At 64.9% G+C, this 23,939-nt stretch carries 20 protein-coding genes; 3 read left to right on the top strand and 17 right to left on the bottom strand.

Translation table 11 applies throughout. The features are described 5' to 3' along the window. Positions 1 to 59: 59 nt before the first annotated feature. Together ACLLJI_RS06355 and glnA are read right to left on the bottom strand one after the other, a co-directional pair. The gene (locus ACLLJI_RS06355; RefSeq protein WP_434619256.1) at positions 60 to 3,083 is read right to left on the bottom strand and encodes a bifunctional [glutamine synthetase] adenylyltransferase/[glutamine synthetase]-adenylyl-L-tyrosine phosphorylase; all 3,024 of its coding nucleotides are present in this window, start codon (positions 3,081 to 3,083) and stop codon (positions 60 to 62) included. A gap of 51 nt (positions 3,084 to 3,134) precedes the next feature. Further along, positions 3,135 to 4,475, bottom strand: coding sequence for a type I glutamate--ammonia ligase (gene glnA / locus ACLLJI_RS06350; protein WP_434619253.1), 1,341 nt, complete (start codon positions 4,473 to 4,475; stop codon positions 3,135 to 3,137). Between the two features lie 283 nt (positions 4,476 to 4,758). Between glnA and panB the strand changes: the two genes are divergently transcribed. After that, positions 4,759 to 5,640, top strand: a complete 882-nt coding sequence (gene panB / locus ACLLJI_RS06345; RefSeq protein ID WP_434619250.1) for a 3-methyl-2-oxobutanoate hydroxymethyltransferase — start codon at positions 4,759 to 4,761, stop codon at positions 5,638 to 5,640. Positions 5,641 to 5,703: 63 nt separating this feature from the next. On the opposite strand, the gene ACLLJI_RS06340 is transcribed toward panB, so the two are convergent. Continuing rightward, positions 5,704 to 5,868 carry an SPOR domain-containing protein gene (locus ACLLJI_RS06340; RefSeq protein ID WP_283560770.1) on the bottom strand — a complete coding sequence of 55 codons (165 nt, stop codon included), beginning with the start codon at positions 5,866 to 5,868 and terminating at the stop codon, positions 5,704 to 5,706. A gap of 92 nt (positions 5,869 to 5,960) precedes the next feature. Here ACLLJI_RS06340 and map point away from each other — a divergent pair, with 92 nt between their 5' ends. Together map and ppgK are read left to right on the top strand one after the other, a co-directional pair. Further along, complete coding sequence (gene map / locus ACLLJI_RS06335; protein ID WP_283560771.1) at positions 5,961 to 6,839, top strand: type I methionyl aminopeptidase; 879 nt, start codon at positions 5,961 to 5,963, stop codon at positions 6,837 to 6,839. A 68-nt stretch (positions 6,840 to 6,907) separates the two neighbouring features. Further along, the gene (ppgK, locus tag ACLLJI_RS06330; protein ID WP_434619245.1) at positions 6,908 to 7,702 is read left to right on the top strand and encodes a polyphosphate--glucose phosphotransferase; all 795 of its coding nucleotides are present in this window, start codon (positions 6,908 to 6,910) and stop codon (positions 7,700 to 7,702) included. Positions 7,703 to 7,836: 134 nt separating this feature from the next. On the opposite strand, the gene nrdR is transcribed toward ppgK, so the two are convergent. From nrdR to murC, 14 genes are all read right to left on the bottom strand, one after another. Next, a complete protein-coding gene (gene nrdR, locus ACLLJI_RS06325; RefSeq protein ID WP_434619242.1) occupies positions 7,837 to 8,364 on the bottom strand; it encodes a transcriptional regulator NrdR in 528 nt (175 codons plus the stop codon). A 184-nt stretch (positions 8,365 to 8,548) separates the two neighbouring features. Beyond that, a complete protein-coding gene (hisD, locus tag ACLLJI_RS06320) occupies positions 8,549 to 10,000 on the bottom strand; it encodes a histidinol dehydrogenase (RefSeq protein ID WP_434619239.1) in 1,452 nt (483 codons plus the stop codon). 145 nt (positions 10,001 to 10,145) lie between these two features. After that, positions 10,146 to 10,688 carry a hypothetical protein gene (locus ACLLJI_RS06315; protein ID WP_434619236.1) on the bottom strand — a complete coding sequence of 181 codons (543 nt, stop codon included), beginning with the start codon at positions 10,686 to 10,688 and terminating at the stop codon, positions 10,146 to 10,148. 149 nt (positions 10,689 to 10,837) lie between these two features. Next, positions 10,838 to 14,365 carry a DNA polymerase III subunit alpha gene (dnaE, locus tag ACLLJI_RS06310; RefSeq protein ID WP_434619233.1) on the bottom strand — a complete coding sequence of 1,176 codons (3,528 nt, stop codon included), beginning with the start codon at positions 14,363 to 14,365 and terminating at the stop codon, positions 10,838 to 10,840. A gap of 198 nt (positions 14,366 to 14,563) precedes the next feature. After that, on the bottom strand, positions 14,564 to 15,490 hold the full coding sequence (locus ACLLJI_RS06305; protein ID WP_434619230.1) for an RluA family pseudouridine synthase: 927 nt from the start codon (positions 15,488 to 15,490) through the stop codon (positions 14,564 to 14,566). After that, the gene (lspA, locus tag ACLLJI_RS06300; RefSeq protein ID WP_434619227.1) at positions 15,483 to 16,130 is read right to left on the bottom strand and encodes a signal peptidase II; all 648 of its coding nucleotides are present in this window, start codon (positions 16,128 to 16,130) and stop codon (positions 15,483 to 15,485) included. The genes ACLLJI_RS06305 and lspA overlap by 8 nt, the downstream gene beginning before the upstream one ends. Positions 16,131 to 16,257: 127 nt before the next feature. After that, complete coding sequence (locus ACLLJI_RS06295; protein ID WP_434619224.1) at positions 16,258 to 17,055, bottom strand: DivIVA domain-containing protein; 798 nt, start codon at positions 17,053 to 17,055, stop codon at positions 16,258 to 16,260. 185 nt (positions 17,056 to 17,240) lie between these two features. Continuing rightward, positions 17,241 to 17,531: a YggT family protein gene (locus ACLLJI_RS06290; protein ID WP_283560779.1), complete on the bottom strand. Its 291-nt coding sequence runs from the start codon at positions 17,529 to 17,531 to the stop codon at positions 17,241 to 17,243. A 100-nt stretch (positions 17,532 to 17,631) separates the two neighbouring features. Beyond that, positions 17,632 to 18,159 (bottom strand): cell division protein SepF, encoded by a 528-nt coding sequence (locus tag ACLLJI_RS06285; RefSeq protein WP_283560780.1) that lies wholly within the window; start codon positions 18,157 to 18,159, stop codon positions 17,632 to 17,634. Positions 18,160 to 18,254: 95 nt separating this feature from the next. After that, positions 18,255 to 19,049, bottom strand: a complete 795-nt coding sequence (locus ACLLJI_RS06280) for a YggS family pyridoxal phosphate enzyme (RefSeq protein ID WP_434619219.1) — start codon at positions 19,047 to 19,049, stop codon at positions 18,255 to 18,257. Beyond that, complete coding sequence (locus tag ACLLJI_RS06275; RefSeq protein ID WP_434621295.1) at positions 19,036 to 19,827, bottom strand: polyphenol oxidase family protein; 792 nt, start codon at positions 19,825 to 19,827, stop codon at positions 19,036 to 19,038. The genes ACLLJI_RS06280 and ACLLJI_RS06275 overlap by 14 nt, the downstream gene beginning before the upstream one ends. A 44-nt stretch (positions 19,828 to 19,871) precedes the next feature. Next, positions 19,872 to 21,059, bottom strand: a complete 1,188-nt coding sequence (gene ftsZ / locus ACLLJI_RS06270; RefSeq protein WP_283560782.1) for a cell division protein FtsZ — start codon at positions 21,057 to 21,059, stop codon at positions 19,872 to 19,874. 266 nt (positions 21,060 to 21,325) lie between these two features. Continuing rightward, positions 21,326 to 22,540, bottom strand: coding sequence for a cell division protein FtsQ/DivIB (locus ACLLJI_RS06265; RefSeq protein ID WP_434619215.1), 1,215 nt, complete (start codon positions 22,538 to 22,540; stop codon positions 21,326 to 21,328). After that, a complete protein-coding gene (gene murC / locus ACLLJI_RS06260) occupies positions 22,530 to 23,933 on the bottom strand; it encodes a UDP-N-acetylmuramate--L-alanine ligase (RefSeq protein WP_434621292.1) in 1,404 nt (467 codons plus the stop codon). The genes ACLLJI_RS06265 and murC overlap by 11 nt, the downstream gene beginning before the upstream one ends. Positions 23,934 to 23,939 lie beyond the last annotated feature (6 nt).

Here is a 23,939-nt window from a genome sequence, read left to right as displayed (position 1 = left end):
GCTCGCCTCCGTGCTTTATCTCCGATTCAAGTCCGCCGCGCGCTGGGTCGGTTATCCAGCTAAAACCCGTAAAACAGCCGCTCGAAGACCGCCCGGGACCGTCTGGTCAGGCCAAGGTAATCGTCCTCGAGCTGGGCCGCTTGACCGCCGTCGTAGCCGCACCAGCGCGCCACCGCCTCAAGGTCACGGCGCGAGGAGGGCAACAGATCCGAAGACCTGCCGCTCCAGATCACATTGGCGGAGCGGATTCTGCTGGCCAGCCGCCAACTGTTGGCCAGCAGCCCGGCATCCTCCGCGGTGACCAGACCCAGTTCCCGGGCCGCCTCCAGCGCCAGAAGGGTGGATGTCGTGCGCAGAGCCGGCTCACTGTGGGCGTGCTGGAGCTGCCACAGCTGTACCAGCCATTCGACGTCGCTCAGGCCGCCGCGGCCCAATTTCAGGTGCCGGGCAGGGTCCGCCCCGCGGGGCAGCCGCTCGGATTCGACTCTGGCCTTGACCCGGCGGATCTCGCGCAGATCGGCTTCCGTCAGCGTGGCGGGGTAACGGACCGGATCGATCATGGCGGTAAAATCGGTGGCCAGCTCATCGGGGCCGGCCATCGGCGTGGCCCGCAGCAGCGCCTGCGCCTCCCAGATCAGCGACCAGCGCTGATAATACTCACGGTAGGAAGCCAACGACCTGACCATGGGCCCTTTTTTACCCTCCGGGCGCAGGTCCGCGTCGATGGTCAGCACCCGTTCGGCCGGAATGGCGGGCTTCAGGGGCTGCGTCAGCAGCACCGAGAGCCGGGACACCATAGCCTCGGCCTGCTGCTGCGCCTCGGCGCCGGGAACACCGGGGAGGGCGCGGTGCACGTAGAGGACGTCCGCGTCCGAGCCGTAGCCGATTTCGCGTCCGCCCTGCCGGCCCATCGCCACCACCAGTAGCTTCGTTTTGGGTCCGGCCGCAGCGTACGCTTCGGCTTCGGCCACGTGCAGTGCGCCCAGCACGGCGGCCCGGTCGGCATCCGCCAAGGCAAGGCCGACGTCGTCCTGCTTTAACAGGCCCGAGCAGTCGGCAATCGCGATCCGCAGCACCTCGCGTCGGCGGATCAGCCTGATCAGCCGGATGGCATCATTCGGCTCCGGATGGCGGGACATCTTGGAGCGGATTTCCTGCCACTGCGCCTCAAAACTCAGCGGCACCAGCTCGTTGTTCGTGCCCAGCCAGGCGGTGGATTCAGGCGAGACCTCCAGCAGATCAGTGATGAGTCTGGAGCTGGAGAGAACATGGCAGAGCCGCTCGGCTGCCGCCTGCGAGTCGCGGAGCATGCCCAGGTACCAGTGCGAGGTACCCAGCGCCTCGCTGACCCGCCGGAAGGCGAGCAGACCCGCATCGGGATCGACGCCGTCGGCCAGCCAATCCAGCAGCACCGGAAGCAGCTGACGCTGCAGGGCCGCGCGGCGGCTGACGCCGGAGGTCAACGCCTCGATATGGCGCATGGCACCGCTGGTGTCGCGGTAGCCGAGCGCGGCCAGACGTCCCTGCGCCGCCTCGGACGTGAGCCGGACGTCATCGGCACTCAGGTGTGCCGCCGTCGTCAGCAGCGGCCGGTAGAAAATCCGCTCGTGCAGGGCGCGGACACTGCGTTTGACCTTCTGCCACTGCGCCAGCAGCGAATCCGCGGTGGGGCGCGCCGTGCTTAGCGGGCCGATCGAGGACTTTGCCAGTGCCCGCAAGCCGCTGTCCGTGGCCGGCATCAGGTGGGTGCGCCGCAGCCGAACCAGCTGGATCCGGTGCTCCAGCACCCGCAGATACCGGTAGGCGGCGTCAAATTCCCGCGCGTCCGTGCGCCCGATGTACCCGGCGGAGGACAACGCCGCGATCGCCGTCGTCGTATCCCTGCAGCGCAGCGACGGATCGGCCTTGGCATGCACCAGCTGCAGCAGTTGGACGGTGAATTCAACATCGCGCAGGCCGCCCTTGCCGAGCTTGATCTGCCGCGCGCCGTCCTGTAGGGGGATGTTGTCCGTCACCCGGCGGCGCATGCTCTGGACCGACTCGACGAAACCTTCCCGCTCCGAGGACGACCAAATGAGCGGCGCCACCGCATCTTCATAACGGCGGCCCAGCTCCGCGTCTCCGGCGACGGTGCGCGCCTTCAGCAGCGCCTGGAATTCCCAGGTCTGGGCCCAGCGCCGGTAGTAGGTCAGGTGTGATTCCAGCGTCCGCACCAGCGGCCCGTCCTTGCCCTCTGGGCGCAGATTCGCATCCACCTCCCAGAGGCCCGGCTCACGGGCAGGGGCGTTGATTGCGTGCGAAATACCCGCGGCCAGCTGGTTCCCGACCGCGGCTGCGTGCGCTTCGTCCATCCCCGGCGCGTCGATCACGTAGATGACATCGACGTCGGAAATGTAGTTCAGTTCATGTGCCCCGCATTTGCCCATCCCGATCACGGTCAGCCGGACCCGGGCAACGTCGCCGGGTGCCACCTTGAACGCCAGCTCGCGGCGGGACACCGCCAGCGCCGCTTCCAGCGCGGCACCGGCCAGATCGGCCAGCTCCGCCCCGGCGTCGGGCAGGAAATCCTGCGGTGAGGCCGCGCAGAGGTCACGGATGGCTAACTCCGTCAGATGCCTACGGTAGCGGGTCCGCAGGGCAATGTACGCCTGCGTCCCGTGCATGGTCGCCACGGGCGGATCGGCCTGTGGATCCGCGCCGACCGCCTGCAGCAGCGATGATCTCAGCCCGGCGCCGTCCCTGGCCCTGGGCTCCGGGCCGACAGCGACGGAAAGCACGTCCAGGTGCTCCGGATGGCGCATCAGGAATTCCGCCAGCGCCTCGGAGGCTCCGAGCAGGCGGAACAAGGGTTCGCTGCGCTGGACGCCGTCGTCGATCAGTTCCTTCAACCCCGGATTGTGACTGAGCAGCCGGACCAGCGACTGCAACGCCAGATCCGGATCCGCGGCCATGGCCAGCCCCTCAAAGAGCACGGACGCCCCGATGCCGGCCAGCTCCGGGGCGTTCAGGAACCGCTCGCTCTTGTCAAGATCCGCGAAGCCGTTGGCAATCAGCGTGTGCTGCAGGCTTCTCACCGTTGCCATCCCCTCACCCGCGCGTCCCTGTCATTGGTTGAACCCCGTCACGTGCGCACGCTAGAGAATGCCCAGATAGCGCTGCAGCTCATAGCGGGTGACCTGGAGCCGGTATTCCTGCCATTCGGCCCGCTTATTGCGCAGGAAGTGTTCAAAAACCTGCTCGCCGAGAATGTGCGCCATCAGCTCGGAATCCTCCATCTGACGGACCGCATCATGCAGGCTGGACGGAAGTGGATCATGCCCCATCGCCCGGCGCTCGGCGGCGGTCAGCGATTCGATGTCGTCTTCGGCCGCGGCGGGCAGTTCATAGCCCTCTTCGATACCCTTCAGCCCGGCACCGAGCAGCACGGCATACGCCAAGTACGGATTGGCCGCCGAATCGATACCGCGGTACTCGATCCGGGCGGACTGACCCTTGCCGGGCTTGTACAGCGGCACCCGCACCAGCGCCGAACGGTTGTTGTGCCCCCAGGACAGATAGCTGGGTGCTTCCCCGCCGCCCCAGAGCCGCTTATAGGAGTTCACAAACTGGTTCGTCACCGCTGTGAATTCCGGCGCGTGACGCAGTACCCCGGCGATGAACTGCCGGGCCGTCAGCGAAAGCTGGAACTCAGCACCCGCTTCATAAAACGCATTGGTATCCCCCTCGAAGAGGGAGAAATGCGTGTGCATTCCGGAGCCGGGATGATCCGAGAAAGGCTTCGGCATGAACGTGGCATACGTACCCTGCTGGAGCGCGACCTCTTTGATCACGGTCCGGAACGTCATGATATTATCCGCGGTCTGCAGCGCGTCCGCGTACCGCAGATCGATCTCGTTCTGCCCCGGTCCGCCTTCATGGTGACTGAACTCCACCGAAATGCCGACATTTTCCAGCATGGTCACGGCGGTGCGGCGGAAGTCCTGGGCAACGCCACCGGGAACGTGGTCAAAGTAGCCCGCCTGATCCACCGGAACCGGTATGCCGTCCGGGCCGAGGTCCTGGGACTTCAGCAGGTAAAACTCGATCTCCGGATGCGTGTAGCAGGTGAACCCCATGTCGGCGGCCTTCGCCAGTGTCCGCTTCAGCACATTGCGCGGATCCGCCGCCGACGGCTTGCCGTCGGGGGTGAGAATGTCGCAGAACATCCGCGATGTCTGATCCTTCTCACCACGCCACGGCAGGATCTGGAACGTCGACGGATCCGGCTGCGCCAGCATATCGGACTCGAATACCCGGGCCAGGCCCTCGATCGCGGAACCGTCAAAACCAAGACCTTCTTCGAACGCGCCCTCCACCTCGGCTGGAGCCAAGGCCACCGATTTAAGCGAGCCGACGACGTCGGTGAACCACATGCGCACAAAGCGCACGTCACGCTCTTCGATGGTACGAAGAACAAATTCCTGCTGGCGATCCAAAATGCCCTCGTTTCTGACTCGGATGACGAACCGTCGTGGCGTACCAAGGATGCCTTGGTGCACCCGCAGGTTCCGTTCCGGGGTCGGCGTGCGGGCCGCCGGCCAGTGATCGACGGCAGCTCCATACTCACTTTACTGACCATTGCCCTCGCATCGGTGACATTCTGCCTTCCGGACGTCAATCAATCGACCCGGCGACTCAGGTGCCGCCCGTCCTCGTCACATTACCGGTCCAAGTCTGCAGCAGGTCATGGCCGGTCACCGCCGGCGTTAAGCTCTATCCATGGTCCCCGTAAGCACTCCTGATTCCAATACGCCCGCCGAGCTCGCCGCCCCGTACGGCTCAGGGCCCACGCCTCCGTCCGCTCCCATCAAGCGCATACGGACCCACCACCTGCAAGCGGCAAAGAACAACGGCACGAAATTCGCCATGCTGACCGCGTATGACCAGTACACCGCCCAGATTTTCGACGAGGCAGGCATCGAGGTGCTGCTGATCGGTGACTCGGCCGCGAACAACGTCCTGGGCTACGAGACGTCGCTGCCCATCACCCTCGACGAAATGATTGTCTTCTCCCGTGCAGTCAGTGCCGGCGCCCATCGTGCCCTTATCGTCGCCGACCTGCCATTCGGAAGTTACGAATCATCTACGGCGCAGGCCATCGACTCTTCAGTCCGGCTCATGAAGGAAGGACTGGTGCACGCGGTCAAGATGGAAGGCGGCGCCTACTACGCGGACACCGTCCGGGCCATGACTGCCGCCGGCATACCCGTCATGGCGCACATCGGCTTCACCCCGCAAAGCGAGCACGCCCTGGGCGGGTACCGTGTGCAGGGCCGCGGCGGCGCCGGACAGGCGTTGACAGACGACGCCGTCGCATTGGCTGAGGCGGGCGCGTTCTGTGTGTTGATGGAAATGGTTCCCTCCGACGTCGCGGCGGCTGTCGACGCCGCCGTTGCGGTGCCGACGGTAGGCATTGGCGCCGGGAATTCCACCACCGGCCAGGTGCTCGTCTGGCAGGACATGGCCGGCCTGCGGACCGGACACATCGCTAAATTCGTGAAACAGTACGCGGATCTGCGGACCGTGCTCTCCGGCGCCGCCAAGGCGTACGGGGACGATGTCCGGGCCGGAACGTTCCCAGGCCCCGAGCACTCCTTCTAGGCTGCTTCTGGATTGTCAGGCACCGTGAGTCTGCTCAGCGCGCCATGCGCGCGTCGGGAACGGTCAGTCGTCGTCGCCCGCTTCCCAGGACTCATTGCGGGCCTTGACCTTCTCCAACGCCTTTTCGGCGTCTTCACGGCTGTTGTACGGGCCGATCAGCTGCTTGTAATCGGACATGGCGTCCTCTTCGACCTGGTGGGTGTTGACGTTGTACCAGAACTGCGGCATTGCTGCTCCTTCCTGACAGTAAAGCTGCTTTAAGCAAAGACTTCGGGCGATCGGCAGACCCGGGGTCCGGCGACTCCTTATAGGATAGGACCATGCCTGCGTACGCCACCACCGCCCCCGTCGGATCTCTTGTGCAAGGAAAGGTAAGCCCCGTGCTGCCCGTTCCGTCTTCCATCCCGCGACCGGAATATGTGGGCAAGGCGGGGCCGGCCAAGTTCACCGGATCCGAGGTCAAATCCGTGGAAACGGTGGAAAAGATCCGCATCGCCTCCAGAATCGCGGCCCAGGCCATCGTTGAGGTCGGCAAGTACATTGAACCAGGAGTGACGACGGACAGGCTGGACCGAGTGGGCCACGAATTCCTCCTGGACCACAAGGCCTACCCCTCCACGCTGGGCTACCGCGGTTTCCCCAAGTCGCTGTGCTCCTCACTGAATGAGGTCATCTGCCACGGCATCCCCGACAGCACCGTGGTGCAGGACGGGGACATCATCAACATCGATATCACCGCCTACATCAATGGTGTGCATGGCGACACAAATTACACTTTCCTGTGCGGCGACGTTGACGAGGAATCCCGGCTGCTGGTGGAGCGCACCAGGGAATCCTTGGCGCGGGCCACGCGCGCCGTGGCACCCGGGCGCGAAATCAACGTCATTGGCCGCACCATCGAGTCCTATGCGAAGCGGTTCGGCTACGGGGTGGTCCGTGATTTCACCGGGCACGGAGTGGGTGAGGCGTTCCACACCGGTTTGATTATTCCGCATTATGACGCGGCCCCGGCCTACAGCACTGGGATGGAGACCGGCATGGTGTTTACCATCGAACCCATGCTGACGCTCGGCAGCATTGAGTGGGATATGTGGGACGATGACTGGACAGTGGTCACACGTGACCGCAAACGCACCGCACAGTTTGAACACACCCTGCTGGTCACTGAATCGGGAGCCGAAGTCCTCACCCTGCCCTGACCGGTATATTATCGCCAGCCGCCTGCAGTCTGTCCTTATCAACCCCCACCGACCCTCCCGGAGCCAGCATGTCGAAAAAGTCCTCGCCCCATTCCAACGTCATCGGGATTGACATTGGCGGCACCGGTATTAAGGGCGGAGTCGTTAACCTGGAAAAGGGCAAGCTGGTCGGCGACCGGTTCCGCATTGACACTCCTCAGCCGTCAACCCCGGCGGCGGTCGCAAAAGTTGTCGGCCAGATCGTTGCCGAACTGATGACCCGCGACGGCGCCCCGGAAAGGGATGCTCCGGTGGGCGTCACCTTCCCGGCCATCATTGCGCACGGGGTGGCCAAGTCCGCGGCCAACGTGGACAAGAGCTGGAAGGGCACCGACGTCGACGCCCTGCTGACGCAGGAACTGGGCCGCGACGTTCAGGTCATGAACGACGCCGATGCCGCCGGCCTGGCGGAGGCGCGGTATGGTGCCGGTAAGGGTGTCAAGGGAACAGTTCTGGTAATCACGCTCGGAACGGGTATCGGCTCCGCATATATCTTCAACGGCAAGCTGGTCCCCAACGCCGAGCTCGGACACCTTGAGATCGATGGGGCCGATGCCGAATCCCGGGCATCCGCCGCGGCCCGCGAGCGGGAAAATCTCAGCTGGCCCGACTATGCCAAGCGGCTGCAGCGCTACTTCAGCCACCTGGAATTCATTTTCTCCCCCGAACTGTTCATCATCGGCGGCGGCATTTCCAAGCGCAGCGAAGATTACCTGCCGCTGCTGGACCTGGAAACCAGGATCATCCCGGCCGAGCTGCAGAACAACGCCGGCATCGTCGGCGGTGCGCTGCAGGCCGCCCTGCACTTCAAGCTCGTCAAGTAGGTACCCCAGCCGGTACGTGTCTGAGCCCGCTGGGGTGGACGTTCGCGCCGGCTGCCATCGTGGCCTTGGTGCCGGTGGTGGCCCGGGCTTCCCCTCCCTGGCCACCACCGGAGCTTGATGGTCCCGCGGCTTGTTCAGCCGCCGCCTGGCTCCCCTGCCTTGTCGCTGGCTTTCACCGGGACCCGACCGTGCGGAGCTGATGTCGGCCCGAGGTGTGGGGTCTCGCTGCGCAACAGCCCGATGGCGCTTTCGAAGTCCTCCAGGGATTCAAAGGCCTGATAGACGCTGGCAAACCGCAGGTAGGCCACCTGGTCCAGCTTTTGCAGGGGACCAAGAATGGCCAGCCCAACCTCGTTGGCCGCCAGCTCCGCTGCTCCGCTGGCGCGGATGGTTTCTTCGACCTCTTGGGCCAGCATGGCCAGATCATCATCGGTGACAGGACGACCCTGACAGGCCTTCCGCACGCCGGTGATGATTTTACTGCGGCTGAAGGGCTCGCCCACTCCGGAGCGTTTGATCACTGACAGGCTGGCGGTTTCGACGGTGCTGAACCGCCGGCCGCATTCCGGGCACTGTCGGCGCCGCTTGATGGTCGAGCCGTCGTCGGCCATGCGGCTGTCCACCACGCGGGAGTCGGGGTTACGGCAAAATGGGCAATACACGCCGGCCCTCCTCCTGTCAGCGGACTTACCGGACCAGTCTACTACTACATCTGGCAGAATTACAACGTCGTGATTACTATATGTAGTGTTTCTTGTGTAGGCGGTGACTTAACCCAGGCGATTATCAGCCGCCGCACTGCAGCCGGGCGATCCTTCCCAGGTGACAGCTGTAGGAGGTAGGCGGTCAGCTGTTGCGGAAGCGGATCCGGACCGCATCCCCGTGTGCAGGCAGGTCTTCCGCGCCAGAGAGGGCGACGATGTGGGCGGCCACCTGCGACAGCGCCGCCTTGTCATACTTGATCACTTGGACGGCGCGCAGGAATGTGGTCACATTCAGACCCGAGGAGAACGCGGCGGTCCCCCCGGTTGGCAGCACGTGGTTGGAACCGGCGCAGTAATCGCCCAGGCTCACCGGACTGTAGTCGCCGACGAAGATGGCCCCGGCATTGCGGATCCTGGCGGCCACCGCTGGCGCGTCCTCGGTCATGATTTCCAGGTGCTCGGCGGCATAGGCATCGCAGACCGCGATGCCTTGTTCCAGCGAATCCACCAGCACGACACCGGACTGGGGGCCGGACAGCGCCTGTGCCACGCGGTCTCGGTGCCGGGTCTGCGCGGCTTGAACACTAAGCTCGGTCTGCACCGCGGCAGCGAGCGCAGCCGAATCGGTGATCAGGACGGAGGCGGCGTGTGGATCGTGCTCGGCCTGGCTGATCAGGTCGGCGGCCACCAAAACGGCGTCGGCGTCGGCATCGGCGAGGATGGCGATTTCCGTGGTGCCGGCCTCGGAATCAATGCCAACGGTGCCCTTCACCAGCCGCTTGGCGGTGGCCACAAAAATGTTACCCGGCCCGGTGATCACGTCGACGGGCGGCAGCGACGGTGCGCGCCCGGGGCCGTCGGTGCCGGCTCCGTCCGCTTCAACAGTGTTCGCCTCGGCAATGCCGGCTTCCTCCATGTCCGCCTCGACGCCGTAGGCAAATGCAGCGATGGCCTGGGCCCCGCCCATAGCGTAGACCTCCTCGATGCCCAGCAACGCGGCCGCCGCCAGGATGGTGGGGTGCGGCAACCCGCCGAAGCCCTTTTGCGGCGGCGATGCCAGCGCGATGGACGCCACCCCGGCGGCCTGTGCGGGCACAACGTTCATTACTACCGACGATGGGTAGACGGCCAGGCCGCCCGGCACGTACAGCCCCACGCGCCCCACCGGGATCCAGTGCTGGCTCACCGTGGCGCCGTCGGCGAGCTGCACGTCCACGTCGGCGGGGCGCTGGGCCGTGGCAACGGTCCGTGCCCGGTCGATGGATTCCTCCAGCGCGGCGCGGACCTGCGGGTCCAGCTCCGTCAGTGCAGTTGCCAGGGCCTCAGCCGGCACCCGCGGGTGCCGCTGTGCGACGCCGTCGAACCGCAGGGCCAGCTCGGCCAAGGCGGCATACCCCCGGTCCCGAACGTCATCGATAATTTGCCGGACCTTGTGTTCGGCATCGGCAACGGAAGCCGAAGTGGCCCGGGGCACTAACCCTCGCAGCTCGGACAGGCTCAACGTCCGTCCGCGCAGATCGATGGTGCGGAACACCACGACGGCGGCGCTTCCGGGTGCGGCTGGGCTGGAATCCTGAATCTTGCTGGGGGTCACCGTTCGAGTTTACCGGTTCCTGCCCGGATCCGGTGTCCGGGACTTAGTGTGACCGGGCCGGACCAGCGGGCGCACAGCTGCCCGGACGGCCTATTATTCGTGCGGGGCCCGGCTGGCGCGGCCGGAGAGCGGCGTCCCCGACGCCCTATTGTTCGTGCGATGGACCGGAGCGAAGCAGGCTGATCAGCGTGACAGCAAACACCAGCAGGGCACAGATGGCAGGCCAGAGGGCCAGTACGCCCGGCGACCGGAGTGAGAATGCGATGCTCGAATTTGCGGGATGAGCCGGTGCGTGCCCGAAAAGCCGGCCGGCGAGATCGCCGAGCTGCCAGGCGATGACTGATCCGGCAGCGGAGCCGACCACGGCGGCGAGCACTTTGGTATACGAGCCGGGGTTACGGCGCTGTGGCAGCAGGAAGAGCGCGACGACGACGCCGGCCACGAGTCCGAGGGTCCCCAGCACCAGATCACGGGGAAGCCAGTTCGCGGGGTCTTCCCCCGAGCCGTAAAACGCCCCTCCGGGCGCCAGCAGCCACCATAGGACGCCAACAACGATGCCGGCAGCCGCCGTGCAGCTGAACCAGCGCAGCAGCGAGGCGGGCGGTGCGCTGGTGAGGTCGCCGGGGACGGCCTGTGCGTAAACGGCCGGCGGATACTGCGGCGCACCGGTGGAGGGCGGTTCAGTCATGGTTCTACGCTAGCAAATGAAACAGCCGCCGAAGTTTGACCGCTTGTCGCCTCCGGATAGGGCAAGACGACGGCGTGTTGCCGCAACACGCCGGGTCCCTGAAATGAAACATGGTCAGATTTCAACGTGCCGGCGCCACACCTCTGCCGCTACACCTCCAGGCAGGTGGGCCCGAGCAGCACCTTGAGGTCGCCAAACAGCGCCGGCGTCGGATTCACCCGAAGGTGCAGACCCAGTTTCATGACCTCGATGGTGCGTGACCCGGCCAGCCGCAGCTGCACCTCGGTGGTTCCCGGGTGCGTCTGGAGGACCTCCCCCAGCGCGGTCACCACGTGTTCGGTGGCTTTGAAGCTCGGCAGGGAAATCACCACCGGCCCGGAATGACCGTCGCTGAGATCGGGGACTGTCAGTTCCATGGCGTTCAGCGCGATGGCGCCGTCGTCGCGCTTCTGCAGCCGTCCCTTGACGACAACTATCAGGTCTTCAGCCAAAATCGTGGCGATCGGACCGTAGACCTGGCCAAAGAACATCACCTCGATGGAAGCACCCAGGTCCTCCACCTCGGCCCGGGCATAGGCGTTGCCGCTGGCCTTGGCGATGCGTCGGGACAACGAGGTGATCATGCCCGAGATGGTGACAATGGCGCCGTCGGACGGACCTTCCTCGCCGATCAATGTGCTGATCGTCTGGTCGGCGTGCTGGCTGAGCACGCCCTCGAGCCCCTGCAGCGGATGGTCCGAAACGTACAGACCCAGCATGTCCCGTTCGAAAGCCAGCTTGTCCTTTTTCTCCCATTCGGGCAGTTCCGGGATCTCCAGGGCCAGGCTGGCCTCGGGTTCCTCCTCCGCAAATCCGGCGAACAGGTCAAACTGGCCCACCGCCTCGTTGCGTTTGAGCACGATCACGGAATCGATTGCTTCTTCGTGGACCATCGCCAGTGCGCGCCGCGGATGTCCGAGCGAGTCGAAGGCACCGGCCTTGATCAGTGATTCGATGGTCCTCTTGTTACAGACGACGGCGGGAACCTTCAGCAGGTAGTCCTTGAAGGAGGTGAAATCCCCTGCCTCCTGGCGGGCGGACACCATGGCCTCCACCGCGTTGACGCCGACGTTGCGGATCGCCGCCATGCCGAACCGGATGTCGTGGCCCACCGGGGTGAAGTTCACGCTGGATTCGTTCACATCCGGGGGCAGCACGGTGATGCCCATTTTGCGGCACTCATTGAGGTACAGGGCGAGCTTGTCCTTGTCGTCGCCGACGCTGGTCAGCAGGGCAGCCATGTATTCGGCCGGATAGTGTGCCTTCAGAAACGCAGTCCAGTAGGAGATCATCCCGTAGGCGGCGGAGTGCGCCTTGTTGAAGGCGTAGTCGGAGAAGGGCAGCAGAATGTCCCAGAGCGTCTTGATGGCCGCGTCGGAGTAGCCGTTGTCCTTCATGCCCTGCTCGAAGCCGGCATACTGCTTGTCCAGCTCGGATTTCTTCTTCTTACCCATGGCGCGGCGTAGGATGTCCGCCTGTCCCAGGGTGAAGCCGGCGACTTTCTGGGCGATGGCCATGACCTGCTCCTGATACACGATCAGGCCGTACGTGCCGCCAAGGATCTCGGCGAGTGGCTCCTCAAGCTCCTTGTGGATCGGGTCGATATTCTGCAGACCGGTCTTGCGCAGCGCATAGTTGGTGTGCGAATTGGCGCCCATTGGGCCCGGCCGGTAGAGGGCGATAACGGCGGAGATGTCCTCAAAGTTGTCCGGGCGCATCTGTTTGAGCAGCGCGCGCATCGGACCGCCGTCAAGCTGGAAAACACCGAGCGTGTCGCCGCGGGCCAACAGCTCGTAGGATTCCGCGTCATCGAGTTCCAGCTCCTCAAGCACCAGGTCGACGTCGGCATTGGACTTAATGTTTTCGACGGCGTCGGTGATGATGGTCAGGTTACGCAGACCCAAAAAGTCCATCTTGATCAGGCCCAGGCCCTCGCAGGTGGGGTAATCAAACTGGGTGATGACCTGGCCGTCCTGCTCCCGGCGCATGATCGGGACGATGTCGATCAGCGGATCCGATGACATGATCACACCGGCGGCATGCACGCCCCACTGGCGCTTAAGACCTTCGAGTCCGAGCGCCATGTCGAAGACCCGCTGCGAGTCCGGATCCGTGCGGAGGATTTCACGCAGCTCCTCCGCTTCCGAGTAGCGCTTGGCCTCCTTTTTGTGCACTTCCGTCAGGAGCATGCCCTTGCCCATTACGTCCGGCGGCATCGCCTTGGTGAGGCGCTCACCGGTGGAAAACGGATAGCCCTGCACGCGGGAGGAGTCCTTCAACGCCTGCTTGGCCTTGATGGTGCCGAAGGTGACGATCATCGCCACGCGTTCGTCGCCGTATTTTTCGGTGACGTAGCGGATCACCTCGGACCGGCGTCGATCGTCAAAGTCCACGTCAAAGTCGGGCATGGACACGCGCTCCGGATTCAGGAAGCGCTCAAAGATCAGCCCGTGCCGCAGCGGATCCAGATCCGTGATGCGCATGGCGTAGGCCACCATGGAGCCCGCACCGGAGCCGCGGCCCGGGCCGACCCGTATGCCGTTGTTTTTGGCCCAGTTGATGAAGTCGGCCACCACCAGGAAGTACCCCGGGAAACCCATCGCCGTGATGACACCGACCTCGAATTCGGCCTGCTTGCGCACCTCATCGGGAATGCCCGCCGGGTAGCGGAAATGCAGCCCCGTTTCCACCTCTTTAACGAACCAGGAATTCTCGTCCTCGCCCGCCGGGACGGGGAAAACGGGCATGAAGCTGGCGCTGGTGTTGAAATCCACGCTGCAGCGCTCGGCTATCAGCAGTGTATTGTCACAGGCTTCGGGATAGTCGCGGAAAAGCAGCCGCATTTCCTGCGGGGACTTCAGGTAAAACTCATCGGCGTCGAATTTGAAGCGCTTGGGATCGGCCATGGTGGAACCGGACTGCACACACAGCAGCGCGGCGTGGGATGCCGCGTCTTCCGGGTGAGTGTAATGCAGGTCATTGGTGGCCAGCAGCGGAAGCCCGAGTTCCTTGGCAAGTTTATGCAGATCCGAGGAGACGTTGCGTTCGATGTCCAGACCATGGTCCATCAGCTCGCAGAAATAGTTGTCTTTGCCGAAAATATCCCTGAAATCGGAGGCCGCCTGTACGGCCTCCTTGTACATGCCGAGCCGAAGCTTGGTCTGCACCTCCCCGGACGGGCAGCCGGTGCTGGCGATCAGCCCCTTCCCGTAGGTCTGGAGCAGGTCCCGGTCCATCCGCGGCTTGTACAGATACCCTTCCAGCGAGGCCTTCGAGGACATCCGGAAGAGGTTGTGCATGCCCTCGGTGCTCTCCGACCACATCGTCAGGTGCGTGTAGGCACCTGCTCCGGAGACGTCGTCGCGCCCGCCGCCGCCCCACTGCACACGCGTGCGGTCCTGCCGGGCGGTCCCGGGCGTCAGGTAGGCCTCAACCCCGATAATCGGTTTGATTCCTGCGGCCATGGCCTTGGACCAGAAATCGAAGGCGCCGAAAACGAAACCATGGTCGGTCGTGGCCAGCGCATTCATGCCCAGCTCGTCGGCATGGCTGAAAAGATCCGTCAGCCGCGCCGCCCCGTCCAGCATTGAATACTCGGTGTGATTGTGAAGATGAACAAAAGAATCGGAGCTAGCCACCTGTATATTCTAGGCTGTCCGGAGCCCGCATCCGCGGACGAGGCATTCCTCCGCGGGGAACCCGCGCCGTCGACTCGCAGGTCTGCGCTGGGCGTCCCGGCACCAGCTGCGGACCAGCGCCGCCGCTGCAGCAGCGGGCTCCGTCCATACCTGGTGCGTCGGCCCGTGCTGGAACCCACGAGACCTAAAACAACAGACCTAGGGCAGGCCCGACTGGAGCGCCGTCAGGGCGTAGGAAAGATCCTCCGGATACTCGCTGACAACCTCAACCCATTCGCCGGTGCGGGGATGGCTGAAGCCCAGCTGACGCGCATGCAGCCACTGCCGCGTCAACCCCAGCTCCGCCGCGAATTTCGGGTCCGCGCCATAGGTCAGATCCCCGGCGCAGGGGTGGTGCAGGGCGGAAAAATGGACGCGGATCTGGTGCGTGCGGCCGGTTTCCAGGTGGACCTCGACCAGGGCGGCGCGGCCGAAGGCTTCCAGAACCTCATAGTGCGTCACGGACGGGCGACCGCCTTCGATCACGGCGAACCGCCAGTCGTGGCCGGGATGGCGACCGGTTGGCGCATCGATGGTGCCGCGCAGCGGATCCGGCAGGCCCTGCACCACGGCGTGGTAGACCTTCTCCACGGTCCGCTCCTTGAAGGCGCGCTTGAGCAGCGAATAGGCGTGTTCGGTCTTGGCGACCACCATGACCCCGGACGTGCCGACGTCCAGCCGATGCACGATCCCGGCACGCTCCGGGGCGCCGGAGGTTGAGATACGGTAGCCGGCAGCGGCCAGCGCGCCGACGACCGTCGGGCCGACCCAGCCCGGCGAGGGGTGCGCGGCGACGCCGACGGGCTTCTCGATCACGACAAACGACTCGTCGTCCAGCAGGATCTTCAGATCTTGCACCGGCTCGACGACGACGGCCAGCAGGTCCCGCCGCACCGGGATGGTCACGTCAAGCCGGGTACCTGCGCGCAGTTTGTCCGCCTTGGCCAGCGCCGTGCCGTTGAACAGGACATTGCCTTCGGCACACAGCAGCGCCGCCGAGGAACGCGAGATGCCCAGCAGGAGCGCCAGGGCCGAATCCACCCGTTCGCCGGCGAGGTCGGCCGGCACTTCCACCTGCTCAGACATCCTTTCCCTCTGTTCCGGCTGCCGCCGGCCCCTCTTCGGCGGGTTGCGCCGGGGCGGCTCTTCCGCCGAACGGGATTCCTTTCAGCGTCAGAATGCAGATCAGTATCACCGAGCCGACAACGGAGGAATCGGCGATATTGAAGATCGCGAAGTTGGGCAGGGCAATGAAATCAACCACGTGTCCCATGCCAAAGGACGGTTCACGGAACAGCCGGTCGGTCAGATTTCCCAGCGCGCCACCGAGCAGCATGCCCATGGCCACCGACCACCAGACGGAGCCCAGCTTACGCGCCTGCACCACGATGCCGATCGCCACCACCGCCATCACTATGGTGAACAGCCAGGTGACGTTTTCACCGATTGAGAAGGCCGCTCCGGAATTGCGGATGTAATGCCAGCTCAGCAGCTGCGGGAGCACCGGCGTAATCTGGCCATCCGTCATGGTGCTGGAGACCCACCATTTGGTCAGCTGGTCCAGCACATACGCCAGCACGGCAAATCCGGCAAGCGTCAGCAGCAGGGACACGCGGCGCCGTCCGGGAAGGCCGGGTCCGCGAAGACCAGTCCCGGGAACAGGAGGGACGGGACGGCGCCGGGATGATTCTGATGCGGCAGGGCCGCGGGTTGGTTCGTCGCTCATAGTGCTTTCGTTGTATCACGCAGTGGTTGTATCAGGCAGTGGTTGCATCAGGCAGTGGTTGCGCTGGCCTTAACGTCAAAAACCGGTGGCCGAGGATATCCCCAGCCACCGGCTCCCATCACGTGTGTCAGGAGTTCGAGTTTCCGTCCGCCGCATCCGCGGCGACGACGGATCCCCGCGCATCCAGATCGCGCAACTGACCCTCGATGTAGGTCTTCAGCCGGGCGCGGTAGTCCCGCTCGAAACCGCGGAGCTGCTCAACCTTGCGCTCGAGGACGGAGCGCTGCTGTTCCAGCGCGCCAAGAGTCTTGCGGCTCTTTTCCTGGGCGTCGTTGACCAGCGTGCTGGCTTCCACCTGGGCTTCGGCAATGATCTTGTCGCGCTGCTCAACGCCGGCATTGACGTACTCATCATGCAGACGCTGTGCCATGGCCAGGACTCCAGCCGCGGAATCAATGCCGGCGGCATTGGCTGCCGCGGGGGCCGGTTCCGGAGCGTGCGGAGAATCGGCTGTCTTGGCCGCGGTCAGCGGGACGGCGCTCGTGGAAGCAGCATCGGTCTTGGACGCAGTGCCGTCCTTGCCCTCGGCGTCCTTGGAGTCGGTGTTTTTGGAGTCAGCGACCTTGGAATCGGCGACCTTGACGCCGGTGGCCTTGGAATCCCTACCATCAGGCTTGGCGCCGCTGTGCTTGTCGTCCCCGGTCGGTACCTTTTCAACAATCGGCGCCGGCACGGAGGCGGCCGAAGCGGAGTTTGCGGGCTGGGACGAAAGCTTCTTGCGAAGCTCCTCGTTCTCTTGGGTCAGCCGACGGAGCTCGACCACGATTTCGTCAAGAAAGTCGTCGACTTCGTCCTGGTCGTAGCCTTCACGGAATTTCGTCGGCTGAAACCGCTTGTTGACAACATCTTCTGGCGTGAGCGCCATCCAGTCACCTCGTTGGTTTAAGTTAGTCCAGACCGCCCGGGAGCGCTCTGGACTGCGGTACCTGATACGGATCTGAAGATCCACAGTTCAGGGTATGTCGAATTTACAGTATAACTTTTCTCGACCGGGGACTAACCTCGGCCGAACCTTGCCGGCTAATGCCCCCGGCGAGCGGTATTGCGGCGCTATAAAGCGAACGCCTGAGTGATGGACATTGCAATCCCCACGAGGATCAGCAGGAGCAGAAAGCCCAGATCCAACGACACGCTGCCGAGCTGCAGGGGCGGGATCAACCGCCGGAGCAGCCTCAGCGGCGGGTCAGTCACCGAGTAGACACCGGAGGCGGCCACCAAAGCCAGTGATTTTGGCCGCCAGTCACGGGCGAACATCTGCACCCAGTCGAAGACCAGCCGGACCATGAGGGCAAGAAAGAACAGCAGCAGCAGCAGATACAGCAAAGCGAACACTATTGTCACGCCGGGAGACACGATCCTTATACGAAGTCAGTCGGAGGAGAACTCAACAATACCGCCCTTGGATGGAAAAGGCCCGGGCGGTTGGCCGGGCCTTTCATCATCAGCTCTGGTTGAAGAAACTCGCCTGCGTGTCAGACGCCTTCTTGTCGTCGCCCAGAACCTCAATGTAGGAGGGGGACAGCAGGAAGACTTTGTTGGTCACACGCTCGATGCTGCCGTGCAGGCCGAAAACGAGACCCGCTGAGAAGTCGACCAGCCGCTTGGCGTCGGCCTCTCCCATATCCGTAACGTTCATGATGACGGGAATGCCATCGCGGAAGCTTTCGCCGATGACTTTGGCGTCATTGTAGGAACGCGGGTGCACGGTGGTGATCTGCCTCAGCCCGGACACCGTCTCGCGGCTTGATGCGGCGCGCTTGATCGGAGTCACCGGCGCCCGGTACTCATCGTCCGTCACCTTGGCCGCGACCGGCACGGGAACGGCCTCCACGCGGCTGGGGGCATCGCGGTCATAGTCCACTGAATAATCCTCATTCTTGTGTCCAGACTGAGGGTGCTCAGCCTCGTAGTGCTCGTCACCATCGGCAAGCCCAAGATAGATCATTGTCTTGCGCAGCGCGCCGGCCATGGTTGCTCCTCATAGGTCTTGTGACTGCTGGTCTCTGTGGTGTCCTCCGGCATAGGACAACTCCTCTGCCGTGCTGGTCTCCCACTGCTCCGACGCTACCGTAACGCCGGGCGCGGACCGAGGACATCCGATCCGACACGCAGGTGTGTCGCACCGGCAGCAAGAGCAGGTTCCAGGTCCTGGCTCATTCCGGCCGAGATTGCGGTGGCATGCGGGAAGCGGTCGACGACGGCGGCCGACGTCTGTTGGAGCCGCGCGAAGGCTTCGCCCGCGTCACCACCTAAGGGGGCCACCGCCATCACGCCGGCCAGCCGCAGCCCGGGGGCGGCCTCGATCAGCTCCGCCAGCTCCAATGCCTGGGCCGGGAGGGCACCTCCGCGCGACCCTGCTGCCCCGTAGCCCTCCACTCCCGCCGGTGTTGACAGTGCGGGGTCCAGGTTCAGCTGGATGAAACAGAGCAGGTCCGCCCGGTTGCTGCGCTGCTGCTCCGCGGTCATGGCCGCGCTCAGGGCTCGGATGAGGCCGGGCCGGGCCACGGAGTGGACGGCATGGGCATAACCAGCCACCGATTTCGCTTTGTTGGTCTGCAGCTGACCGATGAAATGCCACCGCAGCGAGGCGGATTCCCGGTGCTGCGCTACGTTGGCCGATTTGCCGGCCGCTTCCTGGTCCCGGTTCTCGCCGAGGTCCCTTACGCCCAGCCCGGCCAGCAGGAGGACATCGGAGGCAGGATGGAATTTCGTGACAACGATCAGCTTCGGCTCGCCCCAGGCCGCCGGCCGCAGCCGGACGGCGTCGGCAATCCGCTGGCGCACCGCGGCAAGATTTGCGCTCAGCTGAATCAGGCGGTCATCCCCGTCGGGCTCCCGCGCACCCTCATTCGGTGACATAAATGACTCCTGCAAATCGGCCCTGCGGGCGGTTATGAGCCGCGTCCCGGCGGTGCGAGAACAGGCCCGGCTGTTCCATCGTGCACGCCCCAAGACGACGCGTGTTGCCTCCGGCAGCTTCAACTCCGGCTATTTTCACTCCGGCTCGGGGTGTTTCCCTTCCAGCTCCGACTGATTCCATTCCAGCCACTTCAACACCGGCAGCGGACAGTTGGCTCAATACTCCGGCCGGCAGATCCAAGGCAGGCGTTCCCCAACTCGTCGTCGCGAACGTGGAAGGCTCAACCGCCGCTACTTCATCACGCAGCCGGGCGGGCACCTCATAGCAGGCTCCGCAGACGGACGGTCCCAGCCAGGCACGGATCCGCACCGCACCGCGGCTGCGCATGGCCTCCACGGTCTTCGGCACCACCTGCGAGGCTACGCCGGGCCTGCCGGCATGCGAGACCGCCAGCACCGGCCTCCCCGCCGCCGACTCCCCCAGCAGCACCACGGGGACGCAGTCGGCCACCAGCACGGCAAGCGAGGCGTCGGTGGAGACCATGGCGTCCGCCGTCGGGCCCGCGTCCACCGCTGACACCTGCACCACCGCACAGCCGTGCACCTGGTTCATGAACCTCAGCGGCCCTGCTCCCGGCCCCAACTCGAGCTGCAGCCCAGCGCGGTTCAGCCTCACGTCGTCGGCGTCTCCGCCAACGTGAAAGGCCAGGTTACCTGCACCGGTGTCCGTGAATCCCACCCGGATTCCCGGACTGACTTCATGGTGCCACCAGAACACGGCCACCTGACCTTCCGTCGATTGAAACTGCCCTCGGGGCCGGACTACTTCAGGAAATCGGGAACATCCAGGTCATCCATCCGGTGTCCGGAGAGGTCCGGCTCAACGATGGCCGGCAGATCCACATCGAAGCCGGCGTCCGCTGGGACGTGACTGCTGGACTGCTGGCCCCAGTGGTTGGTCCCGGCGGAGGGAACCGATGCCGGGACTCCGACAGGTGCCGCCAGCGGAACGGCGGGAGCGAGCTGCACAGGAACAGCCGGCTCGGCCTTGGCCGAGGTGACATCGACATTGTCGAAGCCAGCGGCGATCACTGTCACGCGGGCCTCGTCCCCGAGGGCATCGTCAATGACGGCACCGAAAATGATATTCGCTTCCGGGTGCGCCACTTCCTGCACCAGCCGCGCGGCCTCATTGATTTCGAACAACCCGAGATCCGAACCACCCTGGATGGACAGCAGCACGCCGTGGGCGCCGTCGATCGACGCTTCCAGCAGCGGCGAGGCGATGGCAAGCTCCGCGGCCTTAACGGCACGGTCCTCACCACGGGCGGACCCGATGCCCATCAAGGCGGACCCCGCACCCTGCATGACGGACTTGACGTCCGCAAAGTCAAGGTTGATCAGGCCAGGGGTGGTAATCAGATCGGTGATGCCCTGGACGCCGGAGAGCAGTACCTGATCCGCCGAGCGGAACGCATCCAGCACCGAGACGTTGCGGTCGCTGATGGACAACAGCCTGTCATTGGGGATGACAATGAGCGTATCGACCTCGTCGCGGAGTGCGTCAATGCCGTTCTCGGCGCTGGTCGCCCGGCGGCGCCCCTCGAAGGTGAACGGACGGGTGACAACGCCGATGGTCAAGGCGCCGAGCGAGCGGGCAATGCGGGCCACCACGGGCGCTCCGCCGGTACCGGTTCCGCCGCCTTCACCGGCGGTCACGAAGACCATGTCAGCCCCGCGCAGCACCTCTTCGAGCTCGTCCGCGTGATCCTCGGCGGCCTGGCGTCCAACATCGGGGTTGGCGCCGGCGCCCAGGCCGCGGGTCAGTTCACGTCCGATGTCAAGCTTGACGTCGGCGTCGGACATCAACAGGGCTTGCGCATCCGTGTTGACGGCGATGAATTCAACGCCGCGCAGTCCAACGTCGATCATCCGGTTGATTGCGTTGACGCCACCGCCGCCGATGCCGACGACCTTGATGACGGCCAGGTAATTCTGGGGTGCTGCCACGTTACGTGTCCCTTGTTCGTGTGCTGTTTGAAAATTCGTGTGCCCGGTAGGGCGTAGTAGTGACGCCCGGGGGCTCCACTGGTTGAGTCTGTGCTGCTGATCGAAGCCTGTACTGCTGGTGAAGCTTGGATTGCTGGTGAAGCTTGGGAGCCTAACCTTCAACTTGAAGGTTATAGTTATGTCAAGTAACTCTTGTCTGTGACGCTATTGGGCATCGGTTCAGCATGCAATTACCGCCGTGGGCGTGTCGGATAAATCGGTGAAGATTATCTCGTCACCGGGTGCCGCGGCGTGCTGACGTCGTAAACCTGTACCGCCGCCGGGGCAGGCTTTCCTACCGCCGCCGTCGGAGCGGGGGCATTCAGCAGCGCTTCCAGGACCTTCGCCTTGAGCTCCTTCTCGCTGGCGTTGCCCCAGATTATCGTCTTCCCATCGTTGAGCGTCAGTTCGACGGCGTCCGGCGAGCCAGCCGATGCATGCTCCAGTTTAGCGAGCACAGTCTGCGGCAGTGCAGCCAGCACCCCGGTCATGGCCTTGAAGGTTTCCTTGCCGATGACCGCGGTGCCGCCGTCGATCAGCGGCAGCGCCACGGCGGCAGGATCCGCCGTCCCGCCCAACTGTATGCCGTCGGGGTCAACCATGATGTACTGCTGGTCCGTTTTGAGCAGCGCGACCGGCTCACGTTCCAGCACATGCACCAGCAGGGACGACGGCGGCCTCGCTTCCACGGACACGGAACGGACCTGTTGAAGCGGCGCCAGCAGATGTTCCACTTGGGCTTGGTCGATCTGCGGCAGCGGCTTGTCTTCCAGCGGCGCCAGCGCTGCCTGAATGACCCCGGTCGTGGCCAGCTTGTTGCCGTCGACCGTGATGGTCTTCAGCGCCAGCAGCGGAGAGAACATCGCGATGGCAAGCACGGCAGTGACGACAACGGCAATGCCGACGACGGCGATCCAGAGATTGCGCCGGCGGCGCCTCCGCGGCGGCGCCGGAAAGGCAAGGACCGTGGCCGACGGACCTTTTACAGCTGGCGGACCCGATTCCACATCGTTCGATCTTGGGCTGTCCAGTCTTGCAGTGAGCGGCTCCGGCGCGCCCGGCGCCGTGTGCAGCGCGAGGACGGAAACCTTGGCGGAACCCGCCCTGGCAGTTGAAGCAGGCGCGGCAGTTGAAGCAGGCGCGATAAAAGCACCGACTTCTCGGCCTGCGGCTGCCAGGGCGCCGCCTTCCCGGCCCACGCCTGCCAGAGTGCCGCGTTCCATGCCCCCGTCATCGAGGGTGGAGTCCGCATGGTGATCCAGCGCACCGTCGTCGGGGACGGCGTTTTTTGCGGTGTCGATCTTTGACGCGGTGACTTTGCCGGAGTGCGGCGCCGGACCGTCATCCGCCGCCGCGGACCGCACGTCGGAACGCGTGCGAAAGCCGGAACCCGGCTTAGCCGGGTCTGTGCGGATCACCGGAGGCTTGCGTTTACCCGTCATGCGTGCCGTCCGCCCTGTCCGACGCGTTCTGGGTCGGCAAGCCGCTGCGCCCGGGGGCCGTTTTGCCGTCGAGGGCAGCGACCAGGGCGGCCCCGTATCGGGTCACGTCGCCGGCGCCGATGGTGAGGATAATGTCGCCGGGTGCCGCGGCCGCCGTGAGGACGGCGACGGCGGCCTGCGCGTCCGGAAAATGTCCCCCGGGCCGGTCCAGACCCACGGTGATCAATTCGCTGCTGACGCCGGGAATGGGATCTTCGCGGGCTGGATAGATGTCCAGCACCGCCACGGTGTCCGCGCTTGAGAGCGCACGGCTGAACGCGGCGGCGAACTCCCGGGTGCGGGAATAAAGGTGGGGCTGGAAGAGCACGTGAACTTGGTGCTCACCCGCCACAGCCCGGGCCGCGGCCAGGGCAGCGTCAACCTCCGTCGGGTGATGGGCGTAGTCGTCGAACACGCGGACCCCTGCCGCTTCCCCTTTGGCTTCAAAGCGCCGGGCGGCACCGGAGAAGGTCCTCAGCGCGGCCACCGCCACCGCCGGATCCACGCCGAGTTCCAACGCCACGGCCAAGGCGGCCACGGCATTGCGCACGTTATGGACGCCGGGGACCTGCAGGGCCAGCGGCAGCTCCAACAGCTGCCCCTGTCGGCGCACCGTGACCGTGCCTTGGGTGCCGGTACCGCGGCTGACCATCTCCTTGGAAATCCGCAGATCCGCCGTCCCGCCGTGACCGTAGAGCAGCACCCGCGTTCCGGCGGCCCGTGCCTGCTCCGCCAGCGTCCGGGAGCCGTCGTCGTCCGAGCAGGCGATCAGCAGCCCGTCCGGCGGCAGCAGCGCGGCAAAATCGGCAAAGGCACGGTGGACCGCCTCGGCGCTGCCGTAGTGGTCCAGGTGGTCCGGCTCGGCGTTGGTGACGACGGCGATCGTCGGCCGGTAGTTCAGGAAGGAGCCGTCCGACTCGTCCGCCTCGGCGACAAAGATGCCCGATGTGCCGTGTGCTGCATTGACGCCCAGCGCCGGGACGGTACCGCCGATGGCAAACGATGGGTCCAGACCGACTCCGCGCAACAGCACGGCAATCATCGCGGTGGTGGTCGTTTTGCCGTGGGTCCCGGCCACCGCCACCACGGTGTGGCCCTGCATTACGGCGGCCAGGGCTTCGGAGCGGTGCAGCACGCGGAGTCCGGCGGCCCGGGCGGCGGCAAGTTCCGGGTTGGACCCGCGGATCGCGGACGACACGACGACCGTGTCAACTGCACCGATGGAACCGCTGTCCTGCCCGACGTGCACCCGGGCACCGAGGGCTGCTAAGTCAGCCAGCGCGGTGGACGCGATCGCATCGGAGCCACTGACCGTAACGCCGCGGGCCAGCATGATCCGCGCGATGGCTGACATCCCGGC

This window comes from Arthrobacter sp. A5 (genome assembly GCF_051131705.1).
Lineage (GTDB): Bacteria > Actinomycetota > Actinomycetes > Actinomycetales > Micrococcaceae > Arthrobacter_M.
The sequence above is the reverse complement of the archived record's forward strand: the minus strand, read 5'-3'. Positions and strand labels throughout refer to the sequence as shown.

What these genes read in the sequence shown, in the direction of transcription:
- ACLLJI_RS06265 (WP_434619215.1), bottom strand. Translation starts at nt 22,540, where the DNA reads ATGACGGGTAAACGCAAGCCTCCGGTGATCCGCACAGACCCGGCTAAG.
- map (WP_283560771.1), top strand. Translation starts at nt 5,961, where the DNA reads ATGCCTGCGTACGCCACCACCGCCCCCGTCGGATCTCTTGTGCAAGGA.
- ACLLJI_RS06285 (WP_283560780.1), bottom strand. Translation starts at nt 18,159, where the DNA reads ATGGCCGGCGCGCTGCGCAAGACAATGATCTATCTTGGGCTTGCCGAT.
- ACLLJI_RS06295 (WP_434619224.1), bottom strand. Translation starts at nt 17,055, where the DNA reads ATGGCGCTCACGCCAGAAGATGTTGTCAACAAGCGGTTTCAGCCGACG.
- ppgK (WP_434619245.1), top strand. Translation starts at nt 6,908, where the DNA reads ATGTCGAAAAAGTCCTCGCCCCATTCCAACGTCATCGGGATTGACATT.
- lspA (WP_434619227.1), bottom strand. Translation starts at nt 16,130, where the DNA reads ATGAGCGACGAACCAACCCGCGGCCCTGCCGCATCAGAATCATCCCGG.
- murC (WP_434621292.1), bottom strand. Translation starts at nt 23,933, where the DNA reads ATGTCAGCCATCGCGCGGATCATGCTGGCCCGCGGCGTTACGGTCAGT.
- ACLLJI_RS06355 (WP_434619256.1), bottom strand. Translation starts at nt 3,083, where the DNA reads ATGGCAACGGTGAGAAGCCTGCAGCACACGCTGATTGCCAACGGCTTC.
- ACLLJI_RS06340 (WP_283560770.1), bottom strand. Translation starts at nt 5,868, where the DNA reads ATGCCGCAGTTCTGGTACAACGTCAACACCCACCAGGTCGAAGAGGAC.
- ACLLJI_RS06280 (WP_434619219.1), bottom strand. Translation starts at nt 19,049, where the DNA reads ATGTCACCGAATGAGGGTGCGCGGGAGCCCGACGGGGATGACCGCCTG.
- ACLLJI_RS06315 (WP_434619236.1), bottom strand. Translation starts at nt 10,688, where the DNA reads ATGACTGAACCGCCCTCCACCGGTGCGCCGCAGTATCCGCCGGCCGTT.
- ACLLJI_RS06305 (WP_434619230.1), bottom strand. Translation starts at nt 15,490, where the DNA reads ATGTCTGAGCAGGTGGAAGTGCCGGCCGACCTCGCCGGCGAACGGGTG.
- panB (WP_434619250.1), top strand. Translation starts at nt 4,759, where the DNA reads ATGGTCCCCGTAAGCACTCCTGATTCCAATACGCCCGCCGAGCTCGCC.